The organism is Brachymonas denitrificans (assembly GCF_907163135.1).
GTDB lineage: Bacteria > Pseudomonadota > Gammaproteobacteria > Burkholderiales > Burkholderiaceae_C > Brachymonas > Brachymonas denitrificans_A.
On sequence record NZ_CAJQUA010000001.1, the window covers coordinates 2249278 to 2263839 of the forward strand.

Genomic DNA, 14562 nt, shown 5'->3' on the forward strand with positions numbered 1-14562 from the left:
GGGGCAAGCCATGCTGCGCATCGCCCGAGCCAGCGCCCTGCATGAGTGGGAGCGCCTGCGCGAAGATCCCTGGGACCTGGCCATGATCAGCCTGGTGCCCATGCTGACCGTGCTGCTGCTGTGGTGGATTTTCTCGGCCGGACTGCCGGGAAAGCTGCCGATCGGCCTGCTGGATCAGGATCACAGCGCGCTGTCGCGCCAGGCGGCGCGCCTGCTGCAGGCTTCGCCCGGGCTGGACATCACCCGTTCGCTGGCGAGCGAGCGTGAGGCCGAACAGGCACTGCGCAGCGGCCGTATCGAGGCCTATGTGCAGATTCCGCCAGACTTTGCGCGGCAGGTTGCAAGCGCACGGCCCACGCGCGTGGTGCTGGTGCACAACGCCCAGCGCAGCATGCCCTCGGGCGCGGTGCAGCGCGATGTGCGTGCAGCCATCGGGGCCCTTTCGGCCGGCATCGAACTGGAGGCGCGCATGCGGCGCGGGCAGAGCCCGGCACAGGCCGAGCAGGCTCTCGCGCCGCTGCGCCTCGATGCCGCCGGGCTGTTCAACATCTCCGCCAACTACCAGGTGTTTCTGGCCACCACGCTGATGCCGGCGCTGCTGCACATCCTGGCCATGACGGCCGGTGCCTGGGCCATGGGACGCAAGCTGCGCGACCGCTCGCTCGACGTCTGGCTGCGCGATGCCATCGGCGAATCCTTCGGCGCGCTGCCGCGCTGGAGCGAACTGCTGGCCGCGATCCTGGGCAAGGTGGTGTGGCCCATGCTGGGCATGATGGCAGCCGCCAGCGTGGCCTTCACCCTGATGACGACGCGGCTGCACGCCGCACCGGGCGCCTGGGTCATGACCTGGTCGGGCCTGTTGCTGCTGGTGCTGCTGTCGGTGGCGCTGGGGGCGCTGGCCGCCTCGCTGACGCTGTCGTTGCGCATGGCACTGTCGATGACCGGATTCATCACTGCACCCGCGTTTGCCTTCAGCGGCGTGGGCTATCCGGTGCTGGCGATGCCGCCGGGCGCCCAGCTCTGGGCCAATGCACTGCCGCTCACGCACTACCTGCAGCTGCAGGTGCGCATGCTGGAGATGCAGGCGCCGCTGGCGCTGGCCGTCTGGCCGCTGGCAAGCCTGGCCCTGGGAACGCTGGCAACGCTGGCGCTGGCGGCGCTGGCGTTGCGCCGCGCGCAGGCGCTGCCCGAACGCTGGGGGGCACGCTGATGGCGGCACTTCGTCCCTGTGCAGGGCGGGAGGTCTGCTGATGGCGACCTTTCTGCGCGAACTGCTGGCCACCTGGCGTGCCGCCTTTACCGATGCCGGTACCGTGCTGCTGCTGGTGATCGCGCCGGTAATCTACGGCTTCTTCTACCCCTGGCCCTACAGCACCGAAGTGGCGCAGCGCGTGCCGGTGGCGGTGGTCGATCTGGACCACTCGGCCCTGTCGCGCCAGATCACGCGCTTTGCCCAGGCCAGCCCGCGGCTGGCCGTGCAGACGCTGGCGTCCGAGGCGGAGGCGAAACAGGCGTTCTGGGAAGGACGCATCGTCGGCTATGCGGTGCTGCCGCGTGATCTCAAGCGCGACGTGCTGCGCGGCCGGCAGGCGGTGGTGCCGGTGGCCGCCAATGGCAGCTACCTGCTGCTGAACAAGACGGTGCTGTACGGCTTTGCGGAGGCGGTGGGCACGGTCTCGGCGGGGATCGAGCTGCGCCAGCTGGGTGCACGCGGGGTGGCGCCTGACGTGGCCAATGCGCTGCGCGACCCGGTACCGTTGCAGGCCGTGGCGCAATTCAATCCGGCCGAAGGCTATGGCAGCAGCCTGGTGCCGGCGGTGGCGATGCTGATCCTGCAGCAGACGCTGCTGATGGCGGCGGGGATGCTGATCGGCACCTGGGCGGAGCAGGAAGCGGAGTCGGAACCGGAGCCGGTGCTGCGGCAGCAGTTGCAGAACTCCGGCGCCCTGCGAGTCACTGATGGCCCCGAAAGCGGCCATGCGCCAGCGTCACATGAGGGTTCCATGCCGGCGGCTGCGCCTCCCCTGCTGCGCACTACTGCCGCCGGCTGGACGGCACGCGTCGTGGCACTGGCCGTGCCGAATGCGCTGCTGGGGGCGTTCTACTTCGGCTGGCTGTTCCAGTGGCAGGGCTACGGCCATGGCGGCAACGTGCCGGCCAGCGTGCTGCTGATCGCGCTGTTCAGCCTGGCCTGCGCCGCGCTGGGCTGCCTGCTGGGGCTGGCGCTGCGCAACCGCGAGCGTGCCATGCAGCTGCTGCTGTTCGGGGCGCTGCCGCTGTTCTTCCTGAGCGGCCACCCCTGGCCGGTGAGTGCGCTGCCGGAAGCCCTGCAACTGCTGCGCTGGCTGTCGCCCAGTACGCCCGCGATCGAGGCCTCGATCCGACTCAACCAGATGGGGGCCAGCCTGGCGGACGTGGCGCCGCAGATGCTGGCGCTGGCTGTGCTCGGAGCGACAGGCTTCGCGGCATTGATCCGGCTGGGCTCAAAACGCCGGTAGGCGCGATGCACGAACGCAACCGCGGTGCTGCAAATCAGCGCTGCCCCGCCTCCTGCCGTGCCAGCGCCTCGTTGACTTCTTCCACTTCCTGCGCATGGATCTGGCGCTGGCGGCGCCAGCCAGCGATCAGCACCAGGGCCACCACCAGGGCCACGAAACCCCAGTACCAGAGCGGACTGGTGGCAAAGAAGGCCTTGAGCTGCCACGGCTCGTTCACGATCATCTTGGCCGCAGTAAAGGCCAGCACGCCGGCGCCGAGGAAAGTGATGATGGGGAAACGATCCACCAGCTTGAGCACCAGCGAGCTGCCGAACACCATGATCGGGATGCTGATCAGCAGGCCGGCCACCACCAGGTCGATGGCGCCGTGCGCGGCACCGGCCACGCCGAGTACGTTGTCCACGCCCATCAGGGCATCGGCGACCACGATGGTTTTAATGGCGCCCCAGAACGAGGTGGCGCTTTCGCCGCCTTCCTCGTCGTGGCTTTCGTCGGAGAGCAGCTTGTAGGCGATGTAGATCAGGCCGAGACCACCGACCAGCATCAGACCCGGAATGCGCAGCAGCCAGACCACGCCAATGGTCATGAGGGTACGCACCACCACCGCACCCAGCGTGCCCCAGACGATGGCGCGCCGCTGCAGGTGCTTGGGCAGGTTGCGCGCCGCCAGCGCGATCACGATGGCGTTGTCACCCGCCAGTACCAGGTCAATCAGAATAATGGCCAGCAGCGAAGACCACCAGCCGGGAGACAGCAACTCCATACAATCCTTTCCGGCGCCCCGCGCCGTCAACCCTTTATTGTACGAGCGCTGCGTGTCAGTGCTGCTTCAGTGGCAACTGCCGCCGTCGCGCTTGCCCGGGCAATTGGCACAGGCGTCGCTGCTGCCGGCATCACCGCAGCCGCCCGCCTTGCCCCCCAGGCGCTCGCGCCAGGCGCCCGGCATCAGCTTCCAGACGGCATACACGGCGGCCAGCGCCACCACGGCATAGACGATGATTTCCTGCCACATGCTGGTCTCCTCCTGCCTCAGCCCGCGCCCAGCGCCAATGCCACGCGGTAGGTGATGAAGCTGGCCAGATAGGCCAGGCCGAACAGATAGGCCGCCATGATCCAGACATGGCGCCAGCTGTGCGTCTCGCGCTTGACCGCGGCCAGCGTGGACAGGCATTGCGGCGCAAACACGAACCAGGCCAGCAGCGACAGCGCGGTGGCCAGCGACCATTGCGCAGAGATCAGTGGCGACAGCGCTTCCGCCACCCCATCGCCACTGCCGGAGAGTGCGTAGACCGTACCCAGCGCACCCACCACCACCTCGCGCGCGGCCATGCCGGGCACCAGCGCGATGGAGATCTGCCAGTTGAAGCCGATCGGCGCAAATACCAGCTCCAGCAGGCGGCCGAGGCGGCCGGCCAGGCTGTATTCGATGGCGGGGCCGGTGAAGCCTTCCGGCGGCGCGGGGAAGCTCGACAGCGCCCACAGCACGATGGTCAGCGCCAGGATGATGGTGCCGACGCGGTGCAGGAAGATCCAGGCGCGCTCGTACAGGCCCAGCAGCAGGTTGCGCAGGTTGGGCCAGCGGTAGGCCGGCAGCTCCATCAGCAGCGGGGAGAATTCCGCACTCTTGCGCCAGCGCTTCATGCTCCAGGCCACCAGCATGGCCGAAAGAATGCCGGCCACGTACAGCACGAACAGCACCAGCCCCTGCAGGTTGAACAGGCCCCAGACCTTGCGCGAAGGGATGAAGGCAGCGATCAGCAGCGCATACACCGGCAGGCGCGCCGAGCAGGTCATCAGCGGCGCGATCATGATGGTCATGAGGCGGTCGCGCCAGTTGCCGATGGTCCGCGTGGCCATGATGCCGGGTACGGCACAGGCAAAGCTGGACAGCAGCGGGATGAAGGAGCGGCCAGAAAGCCCCACCTTGCCCATCACGCGGTCCAGCAGGAAGGCGGCGCGCGGCAGGTAGCCGGAATCCTCCAGTGCCAGGATGAACAGGAACAGAATCAGGATCTGCGGCAGAAACACCAGCACGCCGCCGGCCCCGGCGATCACGCCGTCGACCAGCAGGCTGCGCAGCACGCCTTCGGGCATGTGCTCGCTGAGCCAGCCCCCCAGCGCGTCGAAACTGCCGGTGATCAGGTCCATGGGCCAGGCAGCCCAGCTGAACACGGCCTGGAACATCAGGAACAGCACGGCGGCCAGCAGCAGCGGGCCCCAGACCGGATGCAGGACCACGCGGTCGATGCGGTCGGTGGTCTGCAGCTTCTTCTTGGGCTCGTGCACGGCATGGCGGTGGATGCGGCGCACCTCGGATTGCAGCGCCAGCACATCGGCGGTGGAGGGGGGGCGGCTCCAGTCCTGCTCCAGCGCCTTGCGCGGTGCGGGGGACAGCGGCTCGTCCAGCGCGCGCAGCAACGCCCGGGCACCTTCGGCCTGCACGCCCACCGCGTCGATTACCGGCACGCCCAGCTCCCTGGACAGCGCGGCGCGGTCGATCTCGATGTGGGCAGCCTGCATCATGTCGGTCATGTTCAGCACCACCAGCATCGGCAGGCCGAGCTGGCGCGCCTGCAGCACCAGCTGCAGGCTCAGGCGCAGATTGGTGGCGTCGGTGACGCAGACCAGCAGATCGGGCATGGGCTCGTTGCTGCGGCCGGTGACCACGTCGCGCGCCACCGCCTCGTCGGCCGAGGCGGCATGCAGACTGTAGGTGCCGGGCAAATCGAGCACGAACACGCTGCGGCCCTGCGGTGTGACGGCAATGCCCTCCTTGCGCTCGACCGTGACGCCGGCGTAGTTGGCCACCTTCTGGCGGCTGCCGGTGAGCAGGTTGAACAGCGCGGTCTTGCCGCAGTTGGGATTGCCGAGCAGGGCGATGCGCTGCGGCTGGCGCGAACCGCGCGGCTGGAACTGCAGGGGTTCAGTGCGCATCGGCCACTCCCGGCGTGACGCAGATGCGGTCCGCCTCGTGGCGACGCAGGGCAAAGGTGGTGTGGCCCACGCGCACGGCCAGCGGATCGCGCCGCAGTCCGGCAGAGGCCATGATGCGCACCGGTTCGCCGGGCACGAAGCCGATCTCGAGCAGGCGCAGCATCAGTGCGTCGTCAGTGCCGTCCGGCGCCGGGAGCACCCGGCGCACCGTGGCCCATTGGCCGATGGGCAGCGCGTGCAGGCGCACGTCTTCCATCCCGTGTTGACTGTGTTGCATGATCGTGAATGCCCGGCGATGCATGTTCTAAATGAGAATCATACTCGATATAGACCCCGGTGAATCGTGCAATCGGCGTGTTTTTGCCCCGGATCAAGGCCCGGGTGTATCGCCGGCGCATCAGTACGGCGGACGAGACGGGCGCCCGGCGGAGGGATGACCGGTGGCCGTGCCGTGCCGCTCAGCTCAGCTCAGCTCAGCCCGGCATGGTTTCGGCAAAGCTCGGACGCTGCTCCAGCCGCTCCTGCAGCTGGGCCAGGTTGGGATGCTCGCTGCGCCAGTCGATCTGCGGAAAGCGGAAACTCAGCCAGCCCAGCGCGCAGCCGACGGCGATGTCGGCCAGGGTGAGGTGCACGCCGCAGCAATGGGGATGGTCGCTCAGGCGGCGGTCCATCTCGGCCACGCCGGCCTGCACCTTGGCAAGCTGGCGGTTGATCCAGGCCTGGCTGCGCTCGGCGTCGCTGCGGCCGTCCCACACGGCTTCGAGGCGGGCCAGCGCGCCGGCATCGCAAACGCCGTCGGCAAGTGCCTCCCATACCTTCACGTCCAGCCGGTCGCGGCTGGAGGCCGGCACCAGCTTGCCCACCGGGCTGAGGGTGTCGAGGTATTCGGCGATGACGCGCGAGTCGTAGATGACGTCGCCCGACTTGAGCAACTGCAGCGTGGGCACCTTGCCCAGCGGGTTGGTGTCGGCCATGTCGCAATCGGGCGCCCACACATCGGTTGGCTCGAACTGGTATTCGAGTTTCTTTTCCGCCATCACCACGCGCACCTTGCGCACGTAGGGGCTGGTTGTGGAGCCAAAGAGTTTCATGCCGGTTGCAGCTGTTATACGAAGGCCTCATTGTAGCCAGCCGTCCGCGTCCGGGTGCAGTGCCGCAGATGTAAAAGGCGGTATCCGCAAGTGTTGCTGCACTGCAGCATGAATTGCCCACGCCGTCTGCAGTTTCCCTACAATGTGGCCCATGATGCAAGCGAACTCCCTCGACCTCACCCCCGTCACCGCCGTATCGCCGCTGGACGGCCGCTACGCCGCCAAACTCAAGCCCCTGCGCGCCAGCATGAGCGAATACGGCTACATGCGCGCCCGCGTGCAGGTGGAAGTGGCCTGGTTCATGGCCCTGAGCGATGCCGGCATGGAGCAATTCAAGCCGCTCACGCCCGGTGCCCGCAAGTATCTGCTGGAACTGGTGAAGAACTTCTCCCTGGATGACGCGCGCGCCATCAAGGAAATCGAGAAGACCACCAACCACGACGTGAAGGCGGTGGAATACTGGATCAAGGGCAAGTTCGACGGCCGCCCCGAGCTGCAGGACGCCTCGGAGTTCGTACACTTCTCCTGCACCAGCGAAGACATCAACAACACCAGCCACGCGCTGCAGCTCAAGGCCTGCCGCGAGCAGGTGCTGCTGCCCGGCCTGGACGCCATCTGCAACACGCTGCGCGACATGGCGCAGAAGTTTGCCGAGGTGCCCATGCTGAGCCGCACCCACGGCCAGACCGCCAGCCCCACCACCGTGGGCAAGGAAATCGCCAACGTGCTGGTGCGCCTGGACAAGGCGCGCGCCCAGATCGCCGCCGTGCCCCTGCTGGGCAAGATGAACGGTGCCGTGGGCAACTACAACGCGCACCTGAGCGCCGCACCGGATCTGGACTGGGAAGCCTTCAGCCGCAACGTGATCGAGACGCCCGAGCCGATCGGCCTGGGCCTGACCTTCCAGCCCTACAGCATCCAGATCGAGCCGCATGACTACATGGCCGAACTGTTCGATGCCGTGGCGCGCAGCAACACCATCCTGATCGACTTTGCCCGCGACATCTGGGGCTACATCAGCATGGGCTACTTCAAGCAGAAGCTGAAGGAAGGCGAGATCGGCTCGTCCACCATGCCGCACAAGGTCAACCCGATCGACTTCGAGAACGCCGAGGGCAACCTGGGCCTGGCCAACGCGCTGCTGCGCCACCTGAGCGAGAAGCTGCCGATCAGCCGCTGGCAGCGTGACCTGACCGACTCCACCGTGCTGCGCAACATGGGCGTGGCGCTGGGCTACGCCATCCTGGCACACCAGTCGCTGATGACCGGCCTGGGCAAGCTGCAGCTGAACGAGGAGCGCCTGGCCGAAGACCTGGACAACGCCTGGGAAGTGCTGGCCGAACCGATCCAGACGGTGATGCGCCGCTACGGCGTGCAGGGCGCCTACGAGAAGCTCAAGGAAGTCACGCGCGGCAAGACGGTGCAGGCGGCCGATCTGCACAACCTGATCCGCGGGCTGGAAATTCCCGAATCCGAAAAGGAACGCCTGCTGGCCATGACGCCCGGCAGCTACGTGGGCAAGGCCGCCGAGCTGGCACGCCGCGCCTGATTGCGGCTGCGTTCACGACCAGGCCACCTGCCGCAAGGCCGGTGGCCTTGTTTTTTGCACGCCGCTCGCTCAGGCAATCATCCAGTAGATCAGCACCAGCGAGGAGGCCAGCAGGGCCGCATGGCCGATGGCGAGCAGGCCGGCCAGAAGTTCGCGGTCGGCGCGCAGGCGACCCCGGTTCTGCCAGCTGTAGGCCAGCGCGAGCCCGGAGCCGATCGGAATGCTCATCAGCGCCAGCTGGGTACTGGCAAAGAACAGGGCATCGATGAACTGGCTTTCGCCGAAAAGGCCGAAAGTCAGCACGAGGACGACGAACACCAGCACCGGTGCGGCACAGGCGACAAGGAAGGCAACAGGTTTTTTCGAAAGCGTGCGCATGAGACAGGGAAAGCCCGCAGGTGGCGGCGCAACCGGCATCAGGACATTCTGATACAAGTTTGCCACACGGGATGGAGTATGCCCTGTTTCTGCGTCGGCAGCGCCTTCATCGCCTCCTGCGTTGCGGCGGGATCTGCTGCAGCTGGATGCCGGCGATCTGCGGGTCCGCCTGCAGTGCCATCCAGGTGGCTGCCATGGCGGCATGCGGCCCAGTCCCACACAGCCCTGTCACCGCGGCGGGGTAGCATGCCCCATGACCCCACCCCGCAGGAGGCCCGCTTGACTACCGCCCTGGACACCATTGCCCCCGCTCCCGCCCCCACTGCGCAACCGCTGCAGGACGAGCGCACGCGCATCGCCGCCCACCTGATGGAGCGCCAGGCCAGCATCTCGCCGCGCTATCTGTACGATGCACTGGGCTGCCACCTGTTCGATGCCATCACGGAGCTGGACGAGTACTACCCCACGCGCACCGAACGCGCCATTGCCGAACAGCATCGCGTGCCCATTGCAGGCTTCCTCACCGACCATGCCGGACCGCAGGCGCCGCTGGTGGATCTGGGCGCTGGCAGCTGCAGCAAGGCGCCGTTCTCGTTCGGGCCGCTGGGCTGCACCGAATATGTGGCCGTCGATCTGGCGCGCGATCACGTGGAGCGCGCCCTGCTGGGGCTGCGCACACGCCATCCCGGCGTGCGCATGCAGTGCGTGGCGCTGGACCTGGTCTGGCACCTGCCGAAACTGGCCTCGCATGTCGCACGCCCGGCAGTGCTGTTCTATCCGGGCTCGAGCATCGGCAACTTCGAGCCGGAGCAGGCGCTGCGCCTGCTGCGCGAAATGCATGCCGTGGCACGGGGCGGTGCGCTGCTGATCGGGGTGGATCTGTGGAAATCGCCGGCAGAGCTGCAAGCCGCCTACGACGACGCCACCGGCGTGACGGCCGCCTTCAACCGCAACGTGCTGCGCCATGTGAACCGGCTGATCGGAGCGGACTTCGACCCGCGCCAGTGGCAGCACATCGCCCATGTGGACAGCGAGCGCCAGCGCGTGGAAATGCGGCTGGCCGCCATCGGTGCGCAGACCGTGCACTGGCCCGGCGGCGAGCGCCGTTTTGCCGATGCCGAGTACATCCACACCGAAAACTCCTACAAATGGACGCGGGACGGTTTTGCCGACTGCCTGCAGCAGGCCGGCTGGCAGGCCCCGCGCTCCTGGACCGACGACCATGCCCGCTTCGCCCTCTTTGCCGCCGCGGCCTGAGCCCGGCCGGCTGCCCTTTGCCGCCCCCGCCGATCTGGCAGAGCGCCTTGCCGCAACGCGTGCTGCCACGCTGCGGCTGATCGCGCCCCTGAGCGAGGAAGACTGCCAGGTGCAGAGCATGGACGATGCCAGTCCGGCCAAATGGCATCTGGCGCATACCACCTGGCTGTTCGAGACCTTTGTGCTGGAGGCCTTCGAGCCCGGCTTCATGCCCTTCGATGCGGACTACCGCATGCTGTTCAACAGCTACTACCACGCGATCGGGCCGCAGCATGCGCGGCCGCGGCGCGGACTGGTCACGCGGCCCTCGCTGCGGGAGGTGCTGCGCTATCGCGCCGACGTGGACGCGCGCGTGCTGCGCCTGCTGGAGCGCTCCGATGGGCCGCCGCAACTGCGCCAGCTGGTGTGGCTGGGCGTGCAGCACGAGCAGCAGCACCAGGAGCTGTTGCTGACCGATATCCTGCATCTGCTGTCCTGCCATCCCTGCCCGGCGCAGGCGGTGTATGCGCCCGATGCGCCGCAGCCGGCGCTGGCGGATCCGGCGCTTCGCGCGGATCTGGCGTTTGAAGGCGGGCTGGTCCGGATCGGCCATGCAGGCGATGGCTTTGCCTTCGACAACGAAAGCCCGGTGCACAAGGTGTGGCTAGAGCCGTTTGTGCTGCGCAACCAGCTTGTTTCGGAAACCGAATGGCTGGAGTTTGTGCTGGATGGCGGCTACCGGCAGGTGCGCTGGTGGCTGAGTGCGGGCTGGGACTGGGTGCAGCGGCTGGGCATCGCGGCGCCGGCCTACTGGCGACAGAGGAAAGATGGTGCGTGGGTGCGGTTTTCTCTGCGTGGCGAGGTTCCGCTATCGGACCAGGCACCGGTCGTGCATATCAGCCTGTACGAGGCTGCGGCCTATTCGGCCTGGCTCGCCCACCGAACCGGGGCGTCGTGGCGGCTGCCGACCGAGGCGGAATGGGAACACGCGGTGCTGGCCCGGCCGGACGCGCTGCAGCAAGTGGATGATGCGGCGTGGCAGTGGACACAAAGTGCCTACCTGCCCTATCCCGGCTTTCGGCCGTGGGACGGACCGGTGCAGGAGTACAACGGCAAATTCATGGCGGAACAGATGGTGCTGCGCGGCGGGTCGTGCGCGACTCCGGCTGGGCATGCGCGGGTCAGCTACCGGAATTTTTTTCCGGCGGGGGCACGGTGGCAGTTTTCGGGTCTGCGGCTGGCCCGCTGATGGAATGACTGCTCCGGTCCGATCAGAGCATGATCCCCAAGCGCGGCAGCAACCACACCATCAGCGCATACGCCAGCGCCGTCGCCACGCACGACAGCAGCAACGCCGGCCAGAACCCCCAGCCGCTGCGCAGCAGCCAGGGCAGCAGCACGAACAGCAGCAACGAGGGAATCACCAGCCAGAAGATGCTCCCTGCAGTGGCTGCCACTTTTTCCGTATCACCGGTATCCAGGTAGAGCCAGACGAAGGCCAGCAGCGAGGTGAGCGGCAGCGAAGCCAGCGCAGCCGCCCAGAAGCTGCTGCGCTTGCCGAGTTCTGCGATGGCCACGATCAGCACGGCCGACAGCAGCGCCTTGAAGGTCAAGGTCCACATGATGGCGGGCTCACCGGACAGGCGGCTTGCCACTGTCTCCGGGAGGATCACTCGCCGAAGCAGGAGCAGCAGTGGCCGCAATGGGAGCGCGTGTAGCCCCGCTCCAGTCCCCGGCCGCAGTCGCCTCCTGCGGCGTGGCCTGCTTGCGGACCGCTTCGCGCAGCCCCAGGCGCCGCATCAGCCACAGCTTGAGGTCGTCCACATAGGTGAACAGCGCCGGCACCACCAGCAGGCTCAGCAGCGTGGAGGTAAGCAGGCCGCCGATCACGGTAATCGCCATGGGCGAGTTGAAGCTCGGGTCGCCCTTGCTCAGCCCCATGGCCAGCGGCATCATGCCGGCGCCCATGGCGATGGTGGTCATCACGATCGGGCGGCTGCGCTTGTGGCAGGCGTCGATCAGGGCGTTGGTGCGGTTCTTGCCCGCCTCGCGCGCCAAAATGGCATAGTCCACCAGCAGGATGGAGTTCTTGGTGACGATGCCCATCAGCATGATCAGGCCGATCATGCTGGGCATGGACAGGGCCTTGCCGGTGATCAGCAGCGCGACGAAGGCCCCGCCGATGGCCATGGGCAATGCCCCCAGGATGGTGCCCGGCTGCATGAAGTCGTGGAACAGAAGCACCAGCACGCCGTAGATGCACAGCACGCCGATCATCATGGCGATGCCGAAGCTGTTGAACAGGTCCTGCATTTCCTGTGCGTCGCCGAGTTCGGCAATGCGCACGCCGGGCGGCAGCTGGCGGAAGGCGGGCAGGGCGCGCGCCTCCTCGTTCACCTCGCCCAAGGTGCGGCTGCCCAGCTCCACTTCCAGCCGCACGCTGCGGCTGCGGTTGATGCGGTTGATGACGGAAGGCCCGCTTTCCAGGCTGACGCTGGCCACGTTCACCAGCGGGATCATGCCGGCGCGGCTGGGCACCAGCAGCTGCTCGATGTCGGCCACGCTGGTGCGTGCTTCATCCGGCAGCTTGACGCGGATCGGCACCTGGCGGTCGGCCAGATTCATCTTGGGCAATTGCTGATCGTAGTCGCCAGCCGTGGCCACGCGCACAGTCTGAGCAATGGCGGCGGTGGACACGCCCAGATCCGCCGCACGGGCAAAGTCGGGCCGGATGATGAGCTCGGGCTGCACCAGCGCGGCGCTGGAACTGACCCCGCCCACGCCTTCCAGCGTGCGCAGCTGGCGCTCGGCCTCGCGCGCGGCCTGCGTCAGCACCACCGGATCATCGCCCAGCAACACCAGTTCCATCTTGCTGCCCATGTCGCCGCTGCCCACCTGGAAGCGTGCGCCGGGAATTCTGTCGAGCACGTCGCGGATCTGGCCGTCGATGTCGGCCAGGCTGGCGCTGCGCGCGTCGCGGTGCACCAGGTTGAGCGTGAGCACCGCACGGTGCACCTCGGCCGCCGCACCGGGCTTGAAGCCGTCGCCGCTGGAGCCACCGCCCACGGAGGAGTACACGCTCACCACGTTCGGGTTGCGCGCCAGCTGCACACGCGCCGTCTCTGCCACGCTGCGCGTCTGCGCCAGCGTGCTGCCCGGCGGCAGCTCGATGGTGATCTGCGTCTGGCCGCGGTCGGCCGGCGGCACGAAGCCGGTGGGCAGCAGCGGCACCAGCATCAGCGAACCCACAAAGAAGCCGATGGCCGCCAGGATGGTGACCAGCCGATGGCGCAGGCACCACTGCATCAGCCGCATGTAGAAGCGCATCACCGGGCCGTCGTGCGACTGGTCGGGCGGCACGTCGCCGTGCTCCTCCACCACGCGCGCACCCTTGTGCGGCTTGAGCAGGTAGGCCGCCATCATCGGCGTGAGCAGGCGCGCCACCGCGAGGGAGGCCAGAATCGCCAGCACCGCCGTCCAGCCGAACTGTTTGAAGAACATGCCCGAAATGCCGCTCATGAAGGCAGTGGGCAGGAACACCGACACCAGCGCGAAGGTGGTGGCGATCACCGCCATGCCGATCTCGTCGGCCGCCTCCAGCGCCGCCTGGAACGGCGTCTTGCCCATGGCCAGGTGGCGCGAGATGTTCTCGATCTCGACGATGGCGTCATCCACCAGCACGCCGACCACCAGCGCCAGCGCCAGCAGCGTCACGCCGTTGAGCGTATAGCCGAAATAGGCCAGCCCCAGATAAGTGGGGATGATGGACAGCGGCAGCGCCGTGGCCGCCACGATGGTGGCACGCCAGTCGCGCAGAAACAGCCACACCACCAGCACCGCCAGGATGGCGCCCTCGTACAGCAGATGCATGCTGCCATCGAAGTTCTCTTCGACCGGGGTGGCGTTGTCGATCACGCGCGTGATGAGCACATCGGGGTTCTGCTGCTGCAGCTCCTGCATGGCCTTGCCGATGTCGCGCGACACGTCCACCTCGCTCGCACCCTTGGAGCGGAAAATCTCGACCGCCACCACCGGCTTGCCGTTGACCAGCGCCTCGGCGCGCGGCTCGGCCACGGTATCGCGCACCTCGGCCACATCGCCCAGACGCGCCGTGCCACCGCTGGCAAGCGGAATCTGCAGCTGGGCCAGCTCTTCGGCGCTGCGTGCCGAGGCCACGGTGCGCACGCTCTGCTCGCCCTCGCCCACTTCGGCGCGTCCGCTGGGCGCATCCTGCTGCACCAGGCCAATCTGGCGCGACACGTCAGCCGCCGTCACGCCCAGCGCCTGCATGCGCTCGGGCTGCAGCATCACCTGCACCTCGCGCGTGACGCCGCCCACGCGCTTGACCGCGCCCACGCCCTTGATGTTGAGCAGGCGCTTGTTGAGCGTGTTGTCCACATACCAGCTCAGCTGCTGCGCATCCCAGCCGGTGCCGGGCTTGAGCTGCACCGCATGCACTTCCACCACGCGACCAGCCGTGGGCAGCTTGGCGATGATGGGCTCGCGCACATCGGCCGGCAAGTCGGAGCGGATCTGCGAGACGGCATCACGCACCTCGGTCACGGCATCGGTGATGTTCTTCTCGAGCTGGAATTCCACCGTGGTGGTGGCCACGCCATCGAGCACCGTGGTGTACATGTTCTTGATACCCGACACCGTGGCGACCGAGTTCTCGACCTTGCGCGCGACTTCGGTCTCGAGCTGGGCCGGCGCGGTGCCGGGCTGCGCCACCGTGACGGTGACGATGGGCAGCTGGATGTCCGGAAAATCCTGCACGATGGTGTTCTTGAACGCCAGCAGGCCCGCCAGGGTCAGCAGCGCAAACAGCAGGATGGCCGGAATCGGGTTGCGGATGGAATAGGCGGAGACGTTCACG

13 protein-coding genes are annotated in these 14562 nt (G+C 67.5%); 5 read left to right on the top strand and 8 right to left on the bottom strand.

Features of this window, described 5'->3' with window-relative positions; all coding sequences use genetic code 11:
• Positions 1–10: 10 nt before the first annotated feature.
• Positions 11–1210, top strand: a complete 1200-nt coding sequence (locus KKQ75_RS10510) for an ABC transporter permease (protein ID WP_213362107.1) — start codon at positions 11–13, stop codon at positions 1208–1210.
• A 40-nt stretch (positions 1211–1250) separates the two neighbouring features.
• On the top strand, positions 1251–2498 hold the full coding sequence (locus KKQ75_RS10515) for an ABC transporter permease (RefSeq protein WP_213362109.1): 1248 nt from the start codon (positions 1251–1253) through the stop codon (positions 2496–2498).
• 34 nt (positions 2499–2532) lie between these two features.
• On the opposite strand, the gene KKQ75_RS10520 is transcribed toward KKQ75_RS10515, so the two are convergent.
• The 5 genes from KKQ75_RS10520 to KKQ75_RS10540 form a co-directional block, all read right to left on the bottom strand.
• On the bottom strand, positions 2533–3261 hold the full coding sequence (locus tag KKQ75_RS10520; RefSeq protein WP_213362111.1) for a TerC family protein: 729 nt from the start codon (positions 3259–3261) through the stop codon (positions 2533–2535).
• Positions 3262–3327: 66 nt separating this feature from the next.
• Positions 3328–3510, bottom strand: coding sequence for a hypothetical protein (locus KKQ75_RS10525; RefSeq protein ID WP_213362112.1), 183 nt, complete (start codon positions 3508–3510; stop codon positions 3328–3330).
• 17 nt (positions 3511–3527) lie between these two features.
• Positions 3528–5432 (bottom strand): ferrous iron transport protein B, encoded by a 1905-nt coding sequence (gene feoB / locus KKQ75_RS10530; protein ID WP_213362113.1) that lies wholly within the window; start codon positions 5430–5432, stop codon positions 3528–3530.
• Positions 5422–5709 (bottom strand): FeoA family protein, encoded by a 288-nt coding sequence (locus tag KKQ75_RS10535; RefSeq protein ID WP_213362114.1) that lies wholly within the window; start codon positions 5707–5709, stop codon positions 5422–5424. Before KKQ75_RS10535 ends, feoB begins: the two co-directional genes overlap by 11 nt.
• A 196-nt stretch (positions 5710–5905) precedes the next feature.
• Positions 5906–6523: a glutathione S-transferase family protein gene (locus KKQ75_RS10540; RefSeq protein WP_213362115.1), complete on the bottom strand. Its 618-nt coding sequence runs from the start codon at positions 6521–6523 to the stop codon at positions 5906–5908.
• 151 nt (positions 6524–6674) lie between these two features.
• Between KKQ75_RS10540 and purB the strand changes: the two genes are divergently transcribed.
• Positions 6675–8072 carry an adenylosuccinate lyase gene (purB, locus tag KKQ75_RS10545; RefSeq protein ID WP_434087726.1) on the top strand — a complete coding sequence of 466 codons (1398 nt, stop codon included), beginning with the start codon at positions 6675–6677 and terminating at the stop codon, positions 8070–8072.
• A 69-nt stretch (positions 8073–8141) separates the two neighbouring features.
• On the opposite strand, the gene KKQ75_RS10550 is transcribed toward purB, so the two are convergent.
• A complete protein-coding gene (locus tag KKQ75_RS10550) occupies positions 8142–8450 on the bottom strand; it encodes a hypothetical protein (RefSeq protein WP_213362116.1) in 309 nt (102 codons plus the stop codon).
• A gap of 279 nt (positions 8451–8729) precedes the next feature.
• Here KKQ75_RS10550 and egtD point away from each other — a divergent pair, with 279 nt between their 5' ends.
• Both egtD and egtB read left to right on the top strand, forming a co-directional pair.
• Complete coding sequence (gene egtD / locus KKQ75_RS10555) at positions 8730–9707, top strand: L-histidine N(alpha)-methyltransferase (RefSeq protein WP_250131069.1); 978 nt, start codon at positions 8730–8732, stop codon at positions 9705–9707.
• Positions 9673–10935, top strand: coding sequence for an ergothioneine biosynthesis protein EgtB (gene egtB, locus KKQ75_RS10560; RefSeq protein WP_213362118.1), 1263 nt, complete (start codon positions 9673–9675; stop codon positions 10933–10935). The genes egtD and egtB overlap by 35 nt, the downstream gene beginning before the upstream one ends.
• A 22-nt stretch (positions 10936–10957) precedes the next feature.
• Here egtB and KKQ75_RS10565 read toward each other — a convergent pair whose 3' ends face one another.
• Complete coding sequence (locus KKQ75_RS10565) at positions 10958–11308, bottom strand: DUF3147 family protein (protein WP_213362119.1); 351 nt, start codon at positions 11306–11308, stop codon at positions 10958–10960.
• A gap of 10 nt (positions 11309–11318) precedes the next feature.
• Positions 11319–14561: an efflux RND transporter permease subunit gene (locus KKQ75_RS10570; RefSeq protein WP_213362120.1), complete on the bottom strand. Its 3243-nt coding sequence runs from the start codon at positions 14559–14561 to the stop codon at positions 11319–11321.
• Position 14562 lies beyond the last annotated feature (1 nt).

Bases quoted from the DNA above. Each gene is read 5' to 3' on its own strand.
- KKQ75_RS10510 (WP_213362107.1), top strand. From the start codon at position 11: ATGCTGCGCATCGCCCGAGCCAGCGCCCTGCATGAGTGGGAGCGCCTG.
- KKQ75_RS10515 (WP_213362109.1), top strand. From the start codon at position 1,251: ATGGCGACCTTTCTGCGCGAACTGCTGGCCACCTGGCGTGCCGCCTTT.
- KKQ75_RS10520 (WP_213362111.1), bottom strand. From the start codon at position 3,261: ATGGAGTTGCTGTCTCCCGGCTGGTGGTCTTCGCTGCTGGCCATTATT.
- KKQ75_RS10525 (WP_213362112.1), bottom strand. From the start codon at position 3,510: ATGTGGCAGGAAATCATCGTCTATGCCGTGGTGGCGCTGGCCGCCGTG.
- feoB (WP_213362113.1), bottom strand. From the start codon at position 5,432: ATGCGCACTGAACCCCTGCAGTTCCAGCCGCGCGGTTCGCGCCAGCCG.
- KKQ75_RS10535 (WP_213362114.1), bottom strand. From the start codon at position 5,709: ATGCAACACAGTCAACACGGGATGGAAGACGTGCGCCTGCACGCGCTG.
- KKQ75_RS10540 (WP_213362115.1), bottom strand. From the start codon at position 6,523: ATGAAACTCTTTGGCTCCACAACCAGCCCCTACGTGCGCAAGGTGCGC.
- purB (WP_434087726.1), top strand. From the start codon at position 6,675: ATGATGCAAGCGAACTCCCTCGACCTCACCCCCGTCACCGCCGTATCG.
- KKQ75_RS10550 (WP_213362116.1), bottom strand. From the start codon at position 8,450: ATGCGCACGCTTTCGAAAAAACCTGTTGCCTTCCTTGTCGCCTGTGCC.
- egtB (WP_213362118.1), top strand. From the start codon at position 9,673: ATGCCCGCTTCGCCCTCTTTGCCGCCGCGGCCTGAGCCCGGCCGGCTG.
- KKQ75_RS10565 (WP_213362119.1), bottom strand. From the start codon at position 11,308: ATGTGGACCTTGACCTTCAAGGCGCTGCTGTCGGCCGTGCTGATCGTG.